Origin of the sequence: Thalassobacillus devorans MSP14 (assembly GCF_000496835.1) — a bacterium.
In the GTDB taxonomy this organism is placed as follows: domain Bacteria; phylum Bacillota; class Bacilli; order Bacillales; family Halobacillaceae; genus Thalassobacillus; species Thalassobacillus devorans_B.
Genome location: NZ_KI543237.1, coordinates 1,080,920 through 1,101,143, shown reverse-complemented (window position 1 = coordinate 1,101,143; position 20,224 = coordinate 1,080,920). Strand labels below are relative to the sequence as shown.

General features: G+C 45.0%; 19 protein-coding genes. 12 read left to right on the top strand and 7 right to left on the bottom strand.

Annotated features, from left to right (window positions below; genetic code table 11):
• The first annotated feature begins 17 nt into the window (after window positions 1-17).
• From ltaE to P855_RS0115565, 3 genes are all read left to right on the top strand, one after another.
• Window positions 18-1,040, top strand: coding sequence for a low-specificity L-threonine aldolase (gene ltaE, locus P855_RS0115575; protein WP_028784440.1), 1,023 nt, complete (start codon window positions 18-20; stop codon window positions 1,038-1,040).
• 243 nt (window positions 1,041-1,283) lie between these two features.
• Window positions 1,284-2,540 (top strand): S8 family peptidase, encoded by a 1,257-nt coding sequence (locus P855_RS0115570; RefSeq protein WP_028784439.1) that lies wholly within the window; start codon window positions 1,284-1,286, stop codon window positions 2,538-2,540.
• 160 nt (window positions 2,541-2,700) lie between these two features.
• Window positions 2,701-3,954, top strand: coding sequence for a S8 family serine peptidase (locus P855_RS0115565; RefSeq protein ID WP_028784438.1), 1,254 nt, complete (start codon window positions 2,701-2,703; stop codon window positions 3,952-3,954).
• A 107-nt stretch (window positions 3,955-4,061) separates the two neighbouring features.
• Here the strand turns inward: P855_RS0115565 and P855_RS0115560 are convergent, their stop codons facing one another.
• Window positions 4,062-4,967, bottom strand: coding sequence for a Gfo/Idh/MocA family protein (locus P855_RS0115560; protein ID WP_028784437.1), 906 nt, complete (start codon window positions 4,965-4,967; stop codon window positions 4,062-4,064).
• 154 nt (window positions 4,968-5,121) lie between these two features.
• Between P855_RS0115560 and rlmH the strand changes: the two genes are divergently transcribed.
• The 5 genes from rlmH (at window position 5,122) to P855_RS0115535 (ending at window position 9,415) form a co-directional block, all read left to right on the top strand.
• Window positions 5,122-5,601, top strand: coding sequence for a 23S rRNA (pseudouridine(1915)-N(3))-methyltransferase RlmH (gene rlmH / locus P855_RS0115555; protein WP_028784436.1), 480 nt, complete (start codon window positions 5,122-5,124; stop codon window positions 5,599-5,601).
• Window positions 5,602-5,669: 68 nt separating this feature from the next.
• Complete coding sequence (locus P855_RS0115550; protein WP_028784435.1) at window positions 5,670-6,770, top strand: flavin monoamine oxidase family protein; 1,101 nt, start codon at window positions 5,670-5,672, stop codon at window positions 6,768-6,770.
• A gap of 253 nt (window positions 6,771-7,023) precedes the next feature.
• The gene (locus P855_RS0115545; RefSeq protein WP_084315719.1) at window positions 7,024-8,622 is read left to right on the top strand and encodes a malate:quinone oxidoreductase; all 1,599 of its coding nucleotides are present in this window, start codon (window positions 7,024-7,026) and stop codon (window positions 8,620-8,622) included.
• 78 nt (window positions 8,623-8,700) lie between these two features.
• A complete protein-coding gene (locus P855_RS22290) occupies window positions 8,701-8,838 on the top strand; it encodes a hypothetical protein (protein WP_161628826.1) in 138 nt (45 codons plus the stop codon).
• 289 nt (window positions 8,839-9,127) lie between these two features.
• The gene (locus tag P855_RS0115535) at window positions 9,128-9,415 is read left to right on the top strand and encodes a hypothetical protein (RefSeq protein WP_028784432.1); all 288 of its coding nucleotides are present in this window, start codon (window positions 9,128-9,130) and stop codon (window positions 9,413-9,415) included.
• On the opposite strand, the gene P855_RS21875 is transcribed toward P855_RS0115535, so the two are convergent.
• From P855_RS21875 to P855_RS0115520, 4 genes are all read right to left on the bottom strand, one after another.
• Complete coding sequence (locus P855_RS21875) at window positions 9,369-9,824, bottom strand: staygreen family protein (protein WP_084315718.1); 456 nt, start codon at window positions 9,822-9,824, stop codon at window positions 9,369-9,371. The genes P855_RS0115535 and P855_RS21875 overlap by 47 nt on opposite strands.
• 191 nt (window positions 9,825-10,015) lie before the next feature.
• Window positions 10,016-10,663 carry a hypothetical protein gene (locus tag P855_RS21145; RefSeq protein ID WP_028784431.1) on the bottom strand — a complete coding sequence of 216 codons (648 nt, stop codon included), beginning with the start codon at window positions 10,661-10,663 and terminating at the stop codon, window positions 10,016-10,018.
• Between the two features lie 131 nt (window positions 10,664-10,794).
• Complete coding sequence (locus tag P855_RS0115525; protein WP_028784430.1) at window positions 10,795-12,093, bottom strand: MFS transporter; 1,299 nt, start codon at window positions 12,091-12,093, stop codon at window positions 10,795-10,797.
• A 160-nt stretch (window positions 12,094-12,253) separates the two neighbouring features.
• A complete protein-coding gene (locus P855_RS0115520; RefSeq protein ID WP_028784429.1) occupies window positions 12,254-13,222 on the bottom strand; it encodes a M20/M25/M40 family metallo-hydrolase in 969 nt (322 codons plus the stop codon).
• Window positions 13,223-13,391: 169 nt separating this feature from the next.
• On the opposite strand from P855_RS0115520, the gene P855_RS0115515 reads away from it, so the two are divergent.
• Complete coding sequence (locus P855_RS0115515) at window positions 13,392-14,018, top strand: NUDIX hydrolase (RefSeq protein ID WP_028784428.1); 627 nt, start codon at window positions 13,392-13,394, stop codon at window positions 14,016-14,018.
• A 70-nt stretch (window positions 14,019-14,088) separates the two neighbouring features.
• Here P855_RS0115515 and P855_RS0115510 read toward each other — a convergent pair whose 3' ends face one another.
• Window positions 14,089-14,532 (bottom strand): VOC family protein, encoded by a 444-nt coding sequence (locus tag P855_RS0115510; protein ID WP_028784427.1) that lies wholly within the window; start codon window positions 14,530-14,532, stop codon window positions 14,089-14,091.
• Between the two features lie 119 nt (window positions 14,533-14,651).
• Window positions 14,652-16,814 carry a glycoside hydrolase family 3 N-terminal domain-containing protein gene (locus tag P855_RS0115505; RefSeq protein ID WP_028784426.1) on the bottom strand — a complete coding sequence of 721 codons (2,163 nt, stop codon included), beginning with the start codon at window positions 16,812-16,814 and terminating at the stop codon, window positions 14,652-14,654.
• Between the two features lie 234 nt (window positions 16,815-17,048).
• Between P855_RS0115505 and P855_RS0115500 the strand changes: the two genes are divergently transcribed.
• The 3 genes from P855_RS0115500 to P855_RS0115490 all read left to right on the top strand — a co-directional run bounded on the left by P855_RS0115500 (window position 17,049) and on the right by P855_RS0115490 (window position 20,187).
• On the top strand, window positions 17,049-18,281 hold the full coding sequence (locus P855_RS0115500; RefSeq protein ID WP_028784425.1) for a sugar ABC transporter substrate-binding protein: 1,233 nt from the start codon (window positions 17,049-17,051) through the stop codon (window positions 18,279-18,281).
• 169 nt (window positions 18,282-18,450) lie between these two features.
• A complete protein-coding gene (locus tag P855_RS0115495; protein WP_028784424.1) occupies window positions 18,451-19,338 on the top strand; it encodes a carbohydrate ABC transporter permease in 888 nt (295 codons plus the stop codon).
• Window positions 19,339-19,356: 18 nt separating this feature from the next.
• The gene (locus P855_RS0115490) at window positions 19,357-20,187 is read left to right on the top strand and encodes a carbohydrate ABC transporter permease (protein WP_028784423.1); all 831 of its coding nucleotides are present in this window, start codon (window positions 19,357-19,359) and stop codon (window positions 20,185-20,187) included.
• Window positions 20,188-20,224 lie beyond the last annotated feature (37 nt).

The following is a 20,224-nucleotide window of genomic DNA, read 5'->3' as shown; positions in this document are numbered from 1 at the left end:
ACGATGGAGGAATAGCCATGATTGATTTACGAAGTGATACGGTAACGAAACCGACAGAAGCGATGCGGAAAGCAGCGTATGAAGCGGAAGTCGGCGATGATGTATATGAAGAAGATCCGACGGTCAATAAGCTCGAGGAGCGGGCGGCGGAATTGCTTGGTAAAGAAGCGGCCTTGTTTGTGACCAGTGGTACGCAGGGGAACCAGATTGCTGTCCTGACTCATTGTAAGCCTGGGGATGAGGTGATTCTGGAGCAGGATGCCCACCTGTTTGTTTATGAGGGAGCTTCTATGTCAGCATTGGCAGGAGTGCAGCCGCGTACAATCAAAGGAGAGCGGGGAGCGATGTCCCCTACTGATGTGGCTGCTGCGATCCGTGGTGAGGACATCCATTTCCCGGAAACTGGTCTGATCTGTCTGGAGAATACTCACAACAAAGCTGGAGGAGCTGTGCTCCCACTGGAAAATATGAAAACGATCGCTCAAATTGCACGGGAACACCATGTACCCATCCATCTTGATGGGGCGAGGCTTTTTAATGCTTCAGCTGCGACGGGAATACGAGTCGAACGTTATGCAGAGCTTGCCGATACCGTCCAGTTTTGCATGTCCAAGGGTCTTGGAGCTCCAGTTGGTTCTATCATCGCTGGCTCCGTGGATTTCATTAAGAAAGCAAGGAAGTGGCGGAAGCGATTGGGAGGCGGACTGAGGCAGGCTGGGATTATCGCAGCACCAGGCTTAGTCGCTTTGAATGAAATGACGGAGCGGCTGGTGGATGACCATGAGCGTGCGGAACAGCTGGCGGCAGGATTGGCAGAGGTTGATGGACTGACCGTGGAAAACGAAGTGGAAACGAATATTATCCTCATCAATACAAAGCAGGCAGGCTATACGGCAGAACAGTTTTTGGCTGCTTTGAAAGAGGAAGGGGTTTTGGCAGTACCATTCGGCCCGCACACCGTCCGGTTCGTCACCAATTATCATATTACAAAAGAAGATATCGACACTGTATTGATGAAGGTAAATCAACTGGTCAACTAGTATGTAAAAAGAACCGTTTCCCGTCCCACGAGGAGAGGGCGGTTTTTTTTGCGACAAAATGTCGGAAAATTTAGATAAATGGTTAATAAGTACTAGCAATTTACTTCCTACTACTCAATCAATTTATGTAATGGCTATGCTAAAATCAAATTCAACGCAATAGACTAAATTTTCTGAACAAAAGGAGGTTAACAGCAATCTACTAATCTATTGTCTGTTAAATTTTAAATTGGAGGGATGCTTATGAAAAAAGGTTTATTCCTGTTTACGTCTACTTTATTGATGATGTCCATTTTCACGATGAGTGCCTGGGCATCTCCTGAGAAAGAACAAGCGAATGCCAACAACTGGGTCCGGGTTCTAATTGATTCTACTAATGAGAACGCGAAAAACCAGGCGAAAGAAAAGTATGATGTCAGACATGATTTTGGGAAACAAGGTTTTTCTACCAATGTGACACTCCAGCAATATGAAGCTTTGCAACATAATAAAAATCTCCATGTTACTAAAGTGGACAAAGTTTCTTTAGTAAGCAAACCTCAAGCTGCGGCTAATCGTAGCGCTACCCCTTCTGATCAAACCCCTTGGGGAATGGAAGCCATTTATAACGATGCCTCCATTACAGCCACTGACGGCGGGGATAACATCCGTGTAGCTGTTCTTGATACCGGTTCAAAAACCGACCACGCCGACCTGGAAGGGAACGTGGAACAATGTAAAGATTTCAGTATGTTCTTTTTTTCCCGCGTAGACGGTTCCTGTAACGATGTAAATGGGCACGGCACCCATGTAGCCGGAACTGTTCTGGCCAATGGCGGGGTTGACGGGGAAGGTATCTATGGCGTAGCTCCTGATGCTAAACTATGGGCCTACAAGGTCCTGGGTGATTTAGGCACTGGTTTTTCTGATGACATTGCCAATGCGATCCGCCATGCTGCCGATCAGGGACAAGTAAAAGGGGTGAATGTGGTCATCTCTATGTCGTTGGGATCCAGCTCAGAAAGCAGCTTGATAACAGAGGCCATCAACTATGCCTATGACAAGGGTGTACTGGTGGTGGCGGCAGCAGGTAACTCTGGTCCCGATGCTGATACAATCGGCTACCCGGGGGCAGTTGAAAATGCTGTGGCTGTAGCAGCTTTAGAGGATGTTCAGGAAAATGGAACGTATCGTGTTGCTGACTTTTCTTCCCGCGGAAATCCTGACACGGATGGCGACTATGTCATTCAGGAGCGTGATGTAGAACTTGCTGCTCCAGGAGCAGCGATTGCGTCCACGTGGAATGACGGTGGTTATAACACAATCAGTGGTACGTCGATGGCGACTCCGCATGTTTCCGGTCTTGCAGCTAAAATCTGGGCGGAAAACCCTGGACTAAGCAATACGGATCTACGTGCCGAATTGCAGAACCGTGCGACAGCGAATGACATCCTTGGCGGAACAGGAGCCGCTGAAGGTGACGATTATGTTTCCGGATTCGGTTTTCCACTAGCACAATAGAAAAATAGGTCCTATCACCTATTTATTCACCTCTAACTGCTCAATAAATAGAGGGATGGGCTATGCTAAAATTAAAATCATTAAATTTAACAGAATCTTCGGATAATATTCGATGGATTCCAGAAATCTATACAAAAATACTTAGAAAAGGCGGAATAGAATGAAGAAACTATTATTCTCGGTTACTACCACTCTATTACTTATATCCTTATTTGCTGTCGGTGCATTTGCTGCTGCAGCGGATGATGCCAAAGCTAATGGACAGGAACAAATTCGTGTTTTGATCCAGGCAGCTAATGATGCTGTTGAAGAAAAAGCAAAAGCGAATTATGGTGTCCGCCACGATTTTAATGCCAAAGGTTTTACTACCAATGTAAACCAGAAGCAATTCGATGCTTTGCAAAAGAATAAGAATTTAGAAGTATCGAAAGTAGACAAGGTGTCATTGGAGGCTAAACCGGGGAGTTCTAATAATCGCGCTTTACCTTCCGATCAAACGCCTTGGGGAATGGAAGCCATCTATAATGACAGCTCCATCACGACTACAGATGGTGGAGATAATATCCGGGTAGCTGTACTTGATACAGGCGTTGCCGACCATGTGGATTTAAATTCAAATGTGGAGCAATGTAAGGACTTCAGCCAAATGCGCACTTCCCTGGAAGAAGGTACATGTACTGATAAAAACGGTCACGGCACACACGTAGCAGGTACCGTACTTGCGGATGGTGGAGCAGATGGACTTGGTGTTTATGGTGTAGCACCGGATGCCAAACTATGGGCTTACAAAGTTTTGAATGACCGTGGATCCGGTTACTCTGATGATATTGCGAATGCAATCAAAATGGCTGCGGACGAAGGACAGGCTAACGGTGTGAATGTCGTTATCTCTATGTCTCTAGGAGCAAGCTCTGAGAGCACGTTGATTTCCGACGCTGTCACTTACGCTAATAATAATGGTGCACTTGTGGTAGCAGCTGCCGGTAACTCTGGGCCAGACGCCAACACTATCGGTTACCCAGGTGCCTTAGAAGATGCAGTTGCAGTAGCAGCGCTTGAAGATACGCAGGAAAATGGAACTTACCGCGTGGCTGATTTCTCTTCCCGTGGTAATCCGAATACGGATGGCGACTATCAGATCGGCCGTTTGGATGTAGAAGTATCCGCACCTGGAAGGGCTATCGAATCTACCTGGTATGATGGCGGCTACAACACCATTAGCGGTACATCAATGGCTACTCCACATGTATCCGGTCTGGCAGCTAAAATCTGGGCTCAGAACCCTGGATTCAGCAACACAGACTTGCGTGCAGAACTTCAAAACCGTGCAACTGCCAATGATATCCTTGGTGGATTAGGAGCTGCATCAGGCGATGATTACGCGTCTGGTTTCGGCTTCCCGCAAGTAAACTAATTTGGTATACAGGATGCTTCTTGCATCTTTGTAGATATTCTTGTGTGACCCCCTACTATACATGAGAGCAAAAACGGACGCCTTTAGCGCGTCCGTTTTTGTTTTGCTTATTCTGACTCTATTTTTGCTACAATCTGTTCACAGATCTCATGAGTGGTAAACGAATCCTGAATGGATGGGTCCGGCGTCCGGTTGTTGGCAATACAGTCGATGAAATGCTCGGTAATCTGGTAAAAACCACGTTTATACAAGGTTGGATCCCAGCCGCCGAATTGGGAGAGGCATATCTCTTTATTGTGATAATGGGTCGTTTCCACCAGGTCCTTGATGACATACTTATGATTTCCCGCGGAGTATTCGATGGTTTCTTCCGTAACGCCGCCATTGCGGTCCATGATCCCCATCGCCGTGCAGCCGTCACCGGCCAGCTGGATGATCAGGTGGTCCATCATATCGCCGTTTTTCAGGGTCCGAACATGGATGTCTTTCACTTCGGTATCCATCAGAAAACGAAGGGTATCAACGACATGGATAAAATCCTCGACGACAAAACGCCGGACATAATCGGGAAGCTTGAAGCGGTTTTTCTGCATGATGACCAGGTTTGGTTTTCCTTTTTCTTTCAAAGCTTTGACTGGAGGAATGAAGCGCCGATTAAAACCGACCATGGCTATTGTCCTGTTTTCTTCTGCCAGTTGTACGATTCTTTGGGTCTCATGAAAATGCATCGAAATCGGCTTATCTATGTAGGTATGGACGCCATGCGACAGCAGCTTCTCCGCTATTTCCACATGTGCCTCTGTCGCCGCACTGACGATTGCGCCATCGATATCCTTCTCAATCAGCTCCTCGACGGTCTGGACTTTTTCCGTAATCCTATATTTAGCGCATAACTGCTCCAGCGTCTCTTTATTTCGGGTACAGAGTATAAGTTCGATCCCTTCTTTTTCTGAAAGGACAGGCAGGTAGGCTTTCTTAGCGATGTCTCCTAATCCAACAATTCCAATTTTCAAAGTTATCACCCCGCTATTAGTTGATGTCAGCGTAACATGGAACAGCAAAAAGCTCTTGTCATTTGCATTTGTGGAGTAAGTACGGCGTGTGTTTGTTCTTAGTCGTTTTCAGCTATGATAAACTAAGGCTATCCTTAATAAAGGAGGAGTCTCCATGAAAATCATGATTGTAACCGTAGGGAAATTGAAAGAAAAATACTTGAAGCAGGGCATCCAGGAATACGTCAAACGCCTGGGTCCTTATGCATCCATAGATATCGTAGAAGTAGCAGATGAAAAAGCACCAGAGAACCTGAGTGAAGCGGACATGAAAGAAGTGAAAAATAAAGAAGGGGAACGTATTTTAGCTAAAATTAATCCGGACAGCTACGTCATCACGCTTGAAATCGAAGGTGAACAACTCACATCAGAAAAGCTGGCGAAAAAGTTGGACGACCTGGCTACATACGGAAAAAGCAAGGTAACCTTCGTGATTGGCGGATCGCTCGGGTTAAGTGATGAAGTGTTGCGTCGCAGCGACATGGGGCTTTCTTTTTCAAAAATGACATTTCCCCATCAGCTGATGCGGCTGATTTTGGTCGAGCAGATCTACCGTGCGTTTAAGATCAATCGAAATGAACCGTATCATAAGTAATGAAAGTATAAAAAGCTATAATTAGTTTGGATTTAAGAAACGTAAACAAAAAGGCTGGAGATAAGAATATGAATGAACCTATTATCATTGTTGGAGCCGGTTTAAGCGGCCTTCGTACCGCGTCTTTGCTTGTTTCGCAGGGGATCGAGTGCAAGGTGCTGGAGGCGAGAGGGCGAATTGGAGGAAGAGTTTTAAGCGAGTCAGTCGTGGACAGGCCTGAACTGGGCAAGTTTGACCTGGGACCAACGTGGTTCTGGCCACAACATGAGCCCGTTATCTCCCATCTGGTGAAAGAACTTGAGTTACAAACATTCGTACAGCATACCGAAGGAGCGATCCTTTTCGAACAATCTCAGCATCAACCTGTACAGCGGAGAAGGTTACCAGAACGCGCGGTTGAAAGGTCAGATCGCCTCGCGGGAGGCGTTCAGTCTCTTATTGATGCCATAGCAGCCACACTCCCTGATGGAACGATAGAACTGGAGACACGTGTAACAGCAATTCGTATGGATGAAAGAGAAACAATTTCTCTGGAAACATTGCAGGCAGATAGAAGGCAAGAAAGCATGCGGGCAGAAGCGGTGATCCTGGCATTACCGCCCCGGATTGTGGCACGGCACATCATCTTCTCGCCTGCTCTTCCTGTCAAGCTTACGGATAGCTTGCTGGATAAGCCCACATGGATGGCGGGTCAGGCTAAGGCAGTTGCGATTTATGATCGTCCGTTTTGGCGGGAGAATGACCTTTCCGGACAGGTCATGAGCTGGGCTGGTCCTTTGCAGGAAATCCATGATGCATCACCTGAGACAGGTTGCGGAGCCCTCTTTGGTTTCTTTGGGATGCCTGCCACAATGCGCCAAAAGCTGGGTGAGGAAAAAATTCACAAGCTTGTCGTCGATCAGTTGGTGCGGCTGTTTGGACCGTCCGCTGAAAAACCGATTTCCCTTCTTTATAAGGATTGGTCAAGTGATGCTGACACTGCTGTGGCCGATGACTCCACTCCGCTCATCAATTTTCCGGATTATGGACGCCCGGAAAGTGCCCACGCCTGGGATAAAAGGGTTATTTTTGCTGGTACGGAAACCTCTCCGGCACATGGGGGACACCTGGAAGGAGCGCTGCGATCGGCTGAACGCGCTTATAATGAAATTATTACGTTATATAAATAACCCTTAAAACAAACTTTGCAAGTGAAATTTACACTTCGTTCAACAAAAAGCACCTTACCTGATACCTGAAAATTGTCCCAGGCGTCATGGAAGTGTGCTTTTCCTTTTGCTTGATGTAAACGGAAGAATAAATGTTTGGGTAATATTTACAAAAAATCAAATCATCTTAGTACTATACATACGTCATAAATATTTTAAAATAATGATAATAATGATACACTGAGATGGGAATAAAAATAACCGGAAAAGGTGTATGATCAAGCCGAATTTTGTCTTGCTGATCATCTATCAGCAGGCTGGATACTGCATCTTTTCTGCATGCTTAGGGAGTTTGAAAGTCAAAATGAGCGAAAAATATACGAAATCAGATGTCATCTTAATTGGTGCAGGAATTATGAGTGCAACATTGGGGTCACTACTGAAAGAATTAGTACCTGACTGGAACATCAGAGTGTTTGAAAGGCTCGAAAGTGCAGGAGAGGAAAGTTCGAATGTATGGAACAATGCAGGGACAGGACATGCTGCGTTGTGTGAGCTCAACTACACTCCGGAAAAACCGAACGGTTCCATCGATATCAAGAAAGCGCTTAAAGTCAATGAGCAATTCAGAGTATCCAAGCAGTTCTGGGCTCACCTGGTAAACAGCAATAAAATCCGTAATCCACGGGAATTCATTATGCCTTTGCCACACATGAGTCTGGTACGAGGAAAGCAGAACGTAGAATTTTTAAGAAAGCGTTACGAAACCATGTCTGCCAATCCGCTGTTCAAGGAGATGGAATTCTCCGATGATCCGGAAATACTGCAAACTTGGATTCCGCTTATCATGAAAAATCGGCCGGCAGACGAAGCGATTGCGGCGACAAAAATCGAGACCGGAACCGATGTCAATTTTGGCGCGTTAACGCGTAAAATGTTCGATCATTTAGAGGGTAAAGACATTGAAGTTTACTACAAACATAATGTAGAAGATATTACACGTACCAGTGATGGCGCGTGGGAAGTGAAAGTCCTTGATATGGCTAGCGATAAAATCGAATACCATACCGCGAACTTTGTTTTCATCGGCGGAGGCGGCGGAAGCTTCCATCTTCTGCAGAAGACCGGAATTCCTGAATCTAAGCATATTGGCGGATTCCCGGTAAGCGGCCAGTTCATGGTCTGTAAAAATCCGGAAGTCATTGAAAAACACCATGCAAAGGTATACGGGAAAGCTGAGGTTGGAGCACCTCCAATGTCAGTGCCGCATCTCGATACACGGTTTATCGATGGGAGAAGGTCGCTGTTATTCGGACCATTTGCCGGTTTTTCACCGAAATTCCTAAAAACAGGGTCTCTGACAGATTTGGTGACGTCAGTAAAACCGGATAACCTCCTTACCATGTTAGGGGCCGGGGTGAAAAATGTTTCGTTGACCAAATATTTGATAGAACAGGTGATCCAGTCGAAAGAACAGCGTATGGAAGCTTTACGCCAATTCATCCCGGATGCCAACAGTGAGGACTGGGATCTGGTAGTAGCTGGTCAACGTGTACAGGTCATCAAAGATACAGAGACCGGCGGAAAAGGAACACTACAGTTCGGTACGGAAGTGGTCAATTCTTCCGATGGATCGATCGCTGCCCTGCTGGGTGCTTCCCCAGGTGCTTCTACCGCTGTATCCGTTATGCTTGAAGTACTCGAACATTGCTTCCCGCAGCACATCAAAGAATGGGAACCGAAAATTAAAGATATGATCCCTTCTTATGGCAAGGTGTTGTCTGAGAATCCGGACCTTCTCGAAAAGATTAATACGACAAATGACCGGGCACTGGGTTTAGCAGAAGATGAAAAAATAGCAAATTCAAACTAAGAGGGTAAAGGAAGTGTAATGGGCTGTTTCAGCTCATTTATGCTTCCTTTATTTTTAATGAAGGAAGGGATGGAACAGATGAGAAACAGCCGATGGTTGTGGCCAATAGCGGGAATGGTTTTTGTAGTTGCTGCTTTGTTAGACTTGAAATATAAAGGATTAGGATATCGTGTATTACCAGACTCTGTGCAGGATTATATTGGTTCACGTTTGTAAATGCCTGCCCCACTTTGCTGAATGTAGAGTGGGGGCAGGCATTTTTTCATATTCTCTTTATGAACCTGGATGTGTTCTGTCCTAACCCCCATATGTTCCTCCCTAACACCAGCAACTTCTGACTTAACGCGACGACGTTCTTCCTTTTCATAAGAATGTGGACACCATGCGGCAAAAACAGCCGTGCTCTTGTAAGTTTTTCAGTGAATTTGAGGAACGAAAATAAAAGGAAATCGGCATGTTTTAGCCAATTAGCAAGTATAACCAAATTTATTTTAGGAGGGATTGGATGGATAATTTATTAAGTGTTGTGTTGGGGTTTGTGATGCTGGTTGGAATTTTCCCAGTGATCAAAGTGGTGAAAATGGCGTTAGGAAGTTATTACAGCATCTTGTTCAATGAGGAAGGAATGGCTGGTGATAAATTAACAACAGGCACAGAAGTGATTGCCGGTTTTGCTCACGAAAACAGTTTTGTGCAAATTAGAGGGCCAACTTTTAGGGCAGGGAAGGAGGCAATAGGAAGCTATGTCAGATTTCATATTCGGAAAACGTACCCCAAGATTCATTCCGGTTAAACTGTGGACTCACCGAAATAAAATGGATGAAGAGGGGAGCTTGATTTAATTGGGGGTGGTGTATGAAAAATTGTTTATCTCCATAACGGATCGCCTGTAGAGCTAGCGGTAATTCCCGTCTGAATATCGTATTGCGAATAGAAGCTGTGGACTGATTAAAGGGCCCTGTGCCATCTACAAAAACGTACGCCTGGTAGTAGCAGCCGTCTTCTGTATTGAGCCATTCGCCAAGTACTTCATCCCTCATCGGGTTGATAGTATCGTAGGCATAATTCCGTCCAATGGTTAAAAAAAGCTCAGCGGTAATGTCCGAGTGCGTAAGCGTGTAGCGCCTTGGCAGGATAGGCGTGGTTTCGGTGACTCTTTCTCTGAATTCCACCGAAAGCTTTTCAGGATTTAATTTCTTCAAAGCCTCACTCCTCTCGAAAAAATCTCCTTAGGCAAAATTATTCTTATCGAATAAGGAAAATGCCTATTACCGAATACATAATTGATCCCTCGGATAGGTAAGTTAAGGTAGGGTGATAGATAAAATGGGTTTGAGCGTGAACATGAAAAGCAGCTTCTTCTTTAAGCAAAAAGAGGCTGCTTTTGCGTATGTCATCCAAATACCCCTGGAAATTGCTTAACAATTGCATCTGTGATGGCATCGGACATTTCCAGTGCCTGTTCCTCGATTTCATCATAGATGGCAATGTCTTTCTTGTAATCCATCTGTATCATGACTACTGCTTCCATTTTTGTCAGATCCAAATGTTTATAAAACATCTCACGTACTGAGTCTTCTGTTAGGAAAGGGGTGATTGTGCTTAAGAAAACAGCTATTTCGTCTGCATTGGCATACCACTTTTTTTCCGCCTCGGCGGCTGCCTGCTGATCTCCTGCCAGTGCTGCTTTGACAAGATCAGCAGCAATAAGCAAATGTTCCTTTATTAAATCTCCAAACTTATGACCTATTTGGTCACCATACAATGGTCTAAGCGCATTTCCCATATCGGTTGCATTTTGAAGCAGTCGTGTAATAACTTCATTAACATCTGGCAAATTAAAGGTTAAGCTGATAATTGTCATTCGGGTCCAGGCAACGTGCTCTTCCCACAGGCTTCGCATATCACTTTTCAGCTTATCCTCTGCCGGGCTGATACACTTGACAGGCCGTATTTGTGAAAAAGCCGGGTTGACTTGAGGATAGTAGTAATAGGGTACTGGCCAGGGATGGGTGACATTTCGTCTGAAGCAATTATACATGTAAAATCCCTCTTTTCTTTCATTTCGTACATTTTTAAGCAATCTACAGCTATGTTATTCGAGGGATTTGGTTAGGTGACGATCACAAATGCGTGCTAAAAAGAGGGGTAGATAACAAAATGTTATCTACCTCAATTAGTACTTCTTCGATATAAAATGATAAATGGTACAAGTAAAATCGAGACAACCCCTCCGATAATAGATAGTGTAGGAAAATTCGAAAGCGCTACGATCACACCGGAAATTGCTCCGCCCGATGCACCGGCCAGCGCGATAAAGACATCGACGCTGCCTTGTGTTTTGGCTCGGTTATCTGGAGTTGTAGCGTCAACGAGAATAGCAGTTCCGCTGATCAAACCGAAGTTCCACCCCAGCCCGAGTAAAGCCAAGGCAATGACCAATCCAGTCATTGATTCACCAGGAGCAGTAGCAGCTAAAATCCCCGACGCAAGCAGGGTGACTCCTGAAGCGATCGCCATCGTGAACCGTCCCACTTTATCAACGAGAATACCGGTAAGTGGTGAAGGCAGGTACATGGCCCCGATATGGATTCCGATGACGAGTCCGACGGCATTAAGGCCATGCCCATGTGCTCCCATGTGTACCGGAGTCATGGTCATGATGGCGACCATGACGATCTGGCTCAGGATCATGACGGTTGCGCCAATGATCACGCCTCGTTTGTTCCAGGAAGCAGGCAGGGTTACCCCTGGTGCGGCACTGTCATCGACTGGTTGGACATCTGCCAGCGCTTTGGAAACAAGGAGTGGATCCGGGCGCATCAGGATGAAAATGGCCAATCCGGCAAGGATGTAGGCAGCAGCAGCCAGAATGAATGGCCCCGCTAATGCAGGCACACTGATGGACGTAGCAAAATTACCCATGACACCGACTAAATTCGGTCCGGCTACCGCCCCAAACGTAGTAGAAACCATCGCCATACTGACGGCGGTGGCCCGCTGCTTTGTGTTGGCCATATCGGTACCTGCATAGCGTGCCTGCAGGTTAGTAGCCGTGCCAGCACCATAGATTAATAGAGAAGCGAACAATAAAATAACACTATTGATGATGGCAGCAAAAATAACCCCGATTGCCCCAAGACCACCAGCCACAAACCCGATCGTCAGTCCTGGCCGTCGTCCGAACTGCTGGGACAGTCGCCCAACAACCATCGCTGCTCCTGCAGAACCGAGTGTGAACAGTGCAACTGGTAGCCCGGCGAAGCTGTTAGTGCCAAGCATATCCTCCGCAAGCAGGGCTCCGACTGTAATTCCGGCCGCAAGTCCTGCACCTCCGAAGATTTGCGCGATAATAACGATGATGAGCGTACGTCTATACAGACTTTTTAGTTTTTCGGTAGAATTTATATAATTTTGCAGCCACTCAGGATGGCTGTTTGACTGATCGACTTTCATAGCTTTTTCAGACATGGCGTTTCTTCCTTTCTAATGGTAAACCTTACATACCCTTAAAGGTATATCGACTTCTTTATTGTAACGCTAATCGCTTCTTTTTACCATAAGAAAAAACTGGCCTTTCTGTCGGAAATATCTCCGACGATTTCAGGCCAGTCTTGTTTATCCTTCCATTTTATTTTGATGTGCTGGTTTTATTCATGAACTTGAGCAAATCAGTTAATACGGTACTAAAAGTGGAGAGGTGTTCCTGAATTCTTCCTGGATATTCCTGCTCGATGAAGGCCAGAGTATCCTTTTCGGTATGCCAGATACCTCCATGTTCTACCGTCTGGTCGTAGCCATCAAGCGCGCCGATTTCCCAGTTTGTCGCTTCTAGATACCCATATGGGATGCCTGCAGCCTTGAATGGAGCATGGTCGCTCCAGTCACCGGTTGTTCCAGCAGGATAATCCGGGTTGAGCCCTGGGTTGGTTTCTAAATCTAATTTTTTCTTTTCCGCAATGTTTAATGCCTGGTCACGGATGAAACCGTCCTTGCCAGCGTTCCCGTATACATACATCTGATCTCCGACAGCTAAGCTGTCTAAATTGATCATTCCTACCGTGTTATCTATTTCCGCCTCTGTCATTTGCTCGACATATGCTTTTGAACCCTGCAGGCCCCATTCTTCTGCTCCGAAAGCGATGAATACAACAGAGTAGGGTGTCTTGATATTTTTCAATACTTCTGCTGCTTCTAACATCACGCCTACGCCCGATGCATTATCGTCTACACCTTTTCCTGCTGATACCGAGTCATAATGGGCGCCCACCATAATTTGTCCGTTTGATTTACCAGGTTTATAAGCAATCACATTGGAAGAATCGTAACCTTCACCAAAACTGAATTCCTGAATCTCTGTCTCGTAGCCGATCCGTTCGAATTGCTCATAGATATACTGTTCTGCTAATCTTTCATTTTCTGTGCCGGCTATGCGTGAGCCGATTTCATTTGCGAGATAATCCATATGTTCATAAGCCAGTGCCCCGTCTTTGTGTACAATTGAGTTTGGGTATGTAACGGTTGATGCGGAAGCACTTCCAACAACTGTCATTAAACCAATCATAACAGCCATCAGGGAAAAAGATAGTTTTCTCAGCATAATCTCACCTTTCTTTTGTAAATTATTTAAAAATTCTTACTTATTAATCTATCAAAAAGGTTTGAATTTGAATAGTAAAGTGCACTGTACAAAATAGAGACTTTATTACGAGGTTATAACCCGAAGTTTGATATAGTAGATATAAGTAAAAGCTAGGTGGGGTGAAGTAATGAATCTCGATGCCATCATGACTAAAATGAAAAATCATACGCCAGCTATCCTCGGTCAGCAAAAAATGAAGCCATTTTCCATCCTGCTACCTTTAATAGAAAAAGATGGCGAGCTGCATCTTCTGTTTGAAGTGCGTTCGCATAACATCAGGCAGCCGGGAGAAGTCTGTTTTCCAGGTGGAAAAAAAGATGCAGAAGACAGGCACGATCAGGACACTGCAGTGCGGGAATCGATGGAAGAGCTTGGGGTAGATGACAAGGATATCGAGCAGGTATTTCCATTAGGACAATTGATTGGCTCTATGGATATGCGCGTCAATACCTATGTTGGTTTTATTAACTGTCCGTTGGAGGAAATACTCCCTAACCCGGATGAAGTAGGGGAAGTGTTCACCGTTCCGCTTTCTTTCTTCCTCAATAATGAACCGGAAGTCCATTATGTGACATTGGAAGTGAAGCCGCCGGAGAATTTTCCTTACGAACTTATTCCGAATGGCAGGGATTATAACTGGCGACCTCGGCAGATGGAGGAATATTTCTATATCTATGGAGAAAAAGTGATCTGGGGGCTTACCGCCCGGGTGCTTTATAATTTCATAGATATTCTGCAGGAGGAAACTGGATAGTAGATATACTAGAACTAAAAATAGTGCCTGGGAATAGTCCCAGGCATTATTTTTATGAGTGGAATAGCTATTATTCGTCCTTAATAATTAACATATTGGACTCGTCAAATTCCCAATCTTCTCCGTAGGCAACTTCCCAATAGTAGCCATCAAGGTCGGTGAAATATCCTCCATAGCCTCCCCAGTCCGTCTTTTCAGGCTCTTTTTGGATGACAGCACCAGCTGCCTCTGCTTTTTTCAATACTTCATCTACTTCTTCCATGGACTTTGCATTATAAGCTAATGTTATGCCTGAGAACCCATTTGCTATAGCAGGGGGATTGTCATTATTCACATCTTTAGCCAGTTCTTCTAAAGGGTACAAAGCGATCTTCGTCCCTTGATTTTTAAAGAAAATAATAACTGGATTTGACTCTGTCCCTCTAATGGAGGTATCAAAGCCAAGCTCCTTAAAAAATTGATGTGCTTTGACAATGTTTTTCGTACCCAGGGTAATAAGATTTAATCGGTTCATCACGTTTTCTCCTTTAATATCACTTTTCCGTATTTATATTTAATTCCACATAAAATTACAATTTTCCTTTGATTAAAAAAATAGACCAAATCCAATTGCGATTTGGTCTGATCATCCAGTTATTTTTGTAATCGAAAGCTCTTTGCGAGTACATCTTCACTGTTGGTTCCGACAAACACTGTAAACTCGCCGGCATCACTTTTATGTTCAAGGTTGGCGTGATAATAGCGCAGTTGTTCTTCCGTTATCTTGAAGGAAATCGTTCGAGATTCGCCTGCTTCCAGCGAAATCCGCTCAAAAGCTTTCAGTTCTTTCAACGGTCTTACGACTTCGCCAACATGGTCACGGACATACAGTTGCACTACTTCTTCACCGGCCAGGTCGCTGGTGTTGGTCACATTAATACTTACGTTCAAGGTATCATCAGCTGCAAGCGTTTCTCTGGAAAGCTGCAGATCTGAGTATCTGAATTGGCTGTAGCTCAACCCGTAGCCGAATGGGAAAAGTGGGCCATTCGGAATGTCGAGATATTGGGATACATAGCGTTCCTGGGCGTCTGGTGCGTCTTTCGGACGTCCGGTGTTGTAGCTGTTATAGTAGACAGGGACTTGTCCGACCGAGTAAGGCATGGACATTGACAGCTTGGCGGAAGGGTTGACCTTGCCGAGCAGGATGTCGGCGACTGCATTTCCGCCTTCGGTGCCTGGGTACCATGCTTCTAGTACGGCATCTGCATTTTCAGTAACTTCTCGTAAATCCAGTGGTCTGCCATTGAATAAAACGGCTACAACGGGCTTACCTAGTGCTCTTACCTTTTTCAAAAGATCCAGCTGAACTTCCGGCAGTCGAATGTCGGCACGACAGCCGGCTTCTCCGCTCATATCAGAATCCTCGCCAAGCGCCAGCACTACGACTTCTGCCTGTTTTGCCGCCTGCAACGCTTCCTTGATTTGTTGTTCTGTGCCTTCTTCGACCCCGGTGCCATTAGCAACAAGCAGGTTTTCATCAGTAAGATATTCTTTCAGTCCGGTTTTGACGGTAATGGTATCTTCTGCACGTCCTCCCCAGGACCATGGCCCAAGCACATCCGTACTGTCAGCAAACGGACCGACGAGCGCGACTTTTTTGTCGGATGCCAGTGGGAGCATGTCATCATTTTTCAGTAACACAATCGATTTTGCAGCCAGATCTCTTGAGGCCTGACGGTGGTCTTCCGAAAGAATATATCTTTCTTCTTCCTCTTCATTGGCGAAACGATACGGGTTCTCAAACAGTCCGAGCTTTTCTTTTAATTTCAAGATCCGCAGCACAGCTTCATCGAGCAAACTTTCCTCCAACGTACCTTCTTGTATCAGCTCTTCAACATGATTGACATAGCAGGAGGTCATCATTTCAATATCAACGCCAGCTTTCAATGCTTGTTCAGCTGCCTGCTTCTGACCTTCGGCGACACCGTGAGGGATCAATTCTTTTACCGCACCCCAGTCGGAAATCAAAACCCCATCGAATCCCCATTCATCACGCAGTATGCCTCGCATCAATTGCTCATTCCCGGTTGATGGGATGCCGTTCAAAATATTGAAAGCCGTCATCACCATTTGACAGCCTTCATCCAGCGCTGCCTTGTAAGCCGGTAAGTAATTTTCCCGGAGCATCCATTCTGACATGTCAACGGTATTGTAGTCACGTCCGCCTTCAGGAGCACCGTATGCCGCAAAGTGCTTCACGCAGGAGGCGACTTTATATTTTTCGTTATCGAGATCCCCCTGGAAGCCTCGTACAAATGCTCGGGCGAATTCACTGTTTAAAAACATATCTTCACCAGTCGACTCCATCACGCGTCCCCAGCGAGGGTCCCGGGTGAGGTCAACCATCGGTGAAAATGTAACATGGACGCCGGCTACAGCTGCTTCTTTAGCTGCAATCGCTGCACTTTTTTCTGCCAGTTCGATATCCCACGAGCAGCCGATTGCCAATGGTACAGGGAAGATCGTTTTAAAACCATGGATGATATCAGACATGAATAAAAGTGGAATGCCGAGGCGGCTTTCTTCCATATGGACTTTCTGGATATTTTTCGTTTCCTTTGCGCCGGATGCGCCCAGCACAGAACCAGTGTTTTTGATATCTTCTTCATCGATATTCATTTGTACCATCGGACCTGTGATTTCCCCGCGGTCGGTAGCACCCCGGAAGAAAGGGGTAGCCAATTGAACGAGCTGACCGACTTTTTCTTCCACCGTCATTTGTTCCAGTAATTGTTCCATCTTATTCTCTGGCATATTACATCCTCCTATAAAACCGTTTTTATTGAAACGTTTCGAAATTAATAATAATTGCAGTATAAATGGGAGCGATTTCTAAGTCAATACGAATAATGCCACCTTTTAACAGTCCCTTAGAAATTATCAAAAAAGTTAGAAAACATACTTGAAAGCGGATTCAAAATAAATTATAATGCAGTTATCGAAACGTTTCAACTAATTTCACTAAAACTTAAAAAGGGGTGCTTGTTTGTGAAGGGTAAATTGATGATCTTGCTGATTGTAGTCTTATCCAGTATCTTGGTGGCTTGTTCTTCCGGTGATGAATCGGGATCCAGTGAAGATAATAAAGAAGTTACGGTTTGGGCGATGGGAGAAGAAGGCAAGCTGTTAAAAGATTTCAGTAAAAAATTTGAAGAGAATTCTGACTATAAGGTAGATGTACAAGCTATTCCTTGGGATCAGGCTCACGATAAACTGCTTACAGCTGTTGCTTCCGGTAATGGGCCGGATGTTGTGCAGCTGGGTACGACCTGGGTACCGGAATTTGCAGAAGCCGGCGCATTGAAAGATCTATCCGATTCCATGGAAGATTATGATTCTTTTGCAAAAGACAATTTCTTTGAAGGTGCTGTTGCATCGATGGAACATGGCGATCAAGTCGTCGGTATTCCCTGGTATGTTGATACACGGGTATTATTCTATCGTACTGATCTGTTGAAAGAAGTGGGTTATAACGAAGCGCCGAAGACTTGGGACGAATTGAAAGATGCAGCAGGTAAACTTGCTGCTCGTGGCGACGATATGTATGGGCTTGATATTGACCTTAACGACCAGATCACCCCGTTCATTTTCGCCTGGCAAAATGGTTATGAAGCGGATTTGGAAAACAATGACTTGAACTTTGATACAACTGAATTCAAAACAGCAATCGAATATTACACCAGCTATTTCGAAGAAGGAATCAGTCAGGCACAGCAAGGGAAAGACATCACACAAGCATTCGCGGATGGATCGAAGCCGATGTTCTTCAGTGGTCCTTGGATGGTCAACATCATTAACGACCAGGCACCGGATCTCAAAGGAAAATGGGCGACTGCTGTTATGCCGAAAAAAGAAACCAATACATCCAGCATGGGTGGCTCTGTACTATCCGTATTTGAAAGTGCTGACAACCCTAAAGGGGCAATGGAGTTCATTTCCTATATGACTGAAACCGAAACACAATTAGAATGGGCAAAAACTTCCAATACATTGCCTTCCCGTACTGAAGCCTGGGAAGATCCGATGCTTAAAGATGATCCGATGTTCGCAACATTCGGGAAACAGATGGAAAATGCGAAACCAGGCTTGCAAACCGAAAAGTTTGAACGAATTGCCCAGGAATTGCTTAGCTCGATTGAAAGAATCACCAAGGGTGGTGCTGATTTGGAAAAAGAGCTGAAAGCATTCAATAAAGAAGCGCAAAGTCTGTTAGAAGAATAAAAGCTTGTATGTTGAAGGGAGAAGGGGATGGAAGTCGATTTCATTCCCTTTTCTATTTACACTTTAGGAAAGTTTAACTTTGGTAAAGTATAAGAAAATACTAAGGCTTCTGCCATAAGGACTTGGCGATAAGCCAAGTTTTTCTAACCAAGTGGAGGTAGGTGGTTCTATGAAACAATTACTGAATAATCGGCATCCATATATGTTTATCGCTCCAGCTGTCATTTTACTGACGTTGTTCAGTCTGATTCCTATTCTGGTTGCGCTGGTGATCAGCTTCACGGATATGAATTTAAAAGGGCTGGCGGACTGGTCGGCGGTTTCATTTATCGGTTTAGAAAACTATAAAGATCTGTTTTCCGATGCAACGTTCATTAAATCTATTTTCAACACTTTTTTCTATGTCATCATTGGTGTACCTCTTGTCATCATTTGTTCATTATCGATTGCATTACTCTTGAACTATGGTACCAGCTGGATCTTCAATACATTCCGTGCGGTTTACTATATGCCGTCGATTACCAACATCATCGCGGTTGCCGTCATCTGGGGATACTTATATAACACTGAATATGGACTGTTCAATTACTTACTGTCTTTGATTTCTGTCGATAATATTCCTTGGCTCCAGGAACCGACGATTGCAAAAATTTCGTTGATTATCCTGGCCGTCTGGAAAGGCATCGGCATCAATATGATCATCTTTCTCGCAGCACTTCAGGGGATTCCGAAATCCTACTATGAGGCAGCCGAAATGGATGGAGCAAGCCGTCTTCAGGTATTGTTCCATATCACATTACCATTACTGAGGTATGCCACTTTTTTCGTTACAGTGACGACACTGATCGGCTGGATGCAGTTCTTCGAAGAACCATTTGTCATGACTGATGGCGGACCTTTGGACGGAACGATATCAATTGCACTCTTCATTTATCAGGAAGGCTTCCAATACAGTGAATTCGGCTATGCGGCTGCAGGTTCGTTCATCCTGTTTGCGATGATTATTATCGTAACGGTCTTCCAGTTCAAAGTTCAAAAAAAAGACACGGAATTATAATAGGGAGGAGTGGAGGATATGGCTACAGCTACAAAAAGAAGCAAGCCGGAAAAAGCGCTTGTCATCTTTCTTCTGATTGCAGGCGGAGTTTTGGTTTCCATCCCGTTTCTATGGATGATCTCAAGCTCATTCAAGCCGGAAAATGAAGTGCTGGCGATCCCGCCGACGATCATTCCGGATAATCCTACCATAGAAAATTATATCAAGCTATTTACGAGTATGAATTTCGCGGTTTACTTACGAAATACCATTATTATTGTACTGTTTTCTTTCCTCGGCCTGTTATTCAATGCCATGGCAGGCTATGGATTTGCGAAATATCACTTTAAGGGCCGGGAAAAAATCTTTTACCTTGTTCTTGCAACGATGATGATTCCAGGACAGGTAACGATGATTCCTGTTTATTTGATTTTGAATGCCATGGGACTGACCAACACAATGGCCGGGATCATTTTGCCAGGCCTTGCGGTTGCTTTCAGTATCTTCCTGTTCCGCCAGTTCATGGCCACGATTCCCGATGACTTACTGGAAGCGGCAAGACTTGATGGTGCCGGCGAGTTCTATATTTTCTTCCGGCTGATCACCCCGATTGCCAAGCCGATTTTTGCCGTGCAGGGAATATTGACGTTCATTGCCGGATGGAATAGTTTCCTATGGCCGTTGATCATCGCGAATGACGAAAGCCTGTACACGTTATCGGTTGGCTTGTCTTTGCTTCAAGGGCAGTATGCCAATAACTTCGCCTTGCAAATGGCGGGTGCGGCGTTTATGGTTATTCCGATCATTATAATTTTTTCCTTTTTCCAGAAGTACATTGTCGAAGGATTTACAATGTCTGGAATCAAATGAGTGTATGCCAGGGTCGGGAAAGCTTACAATAGAAATA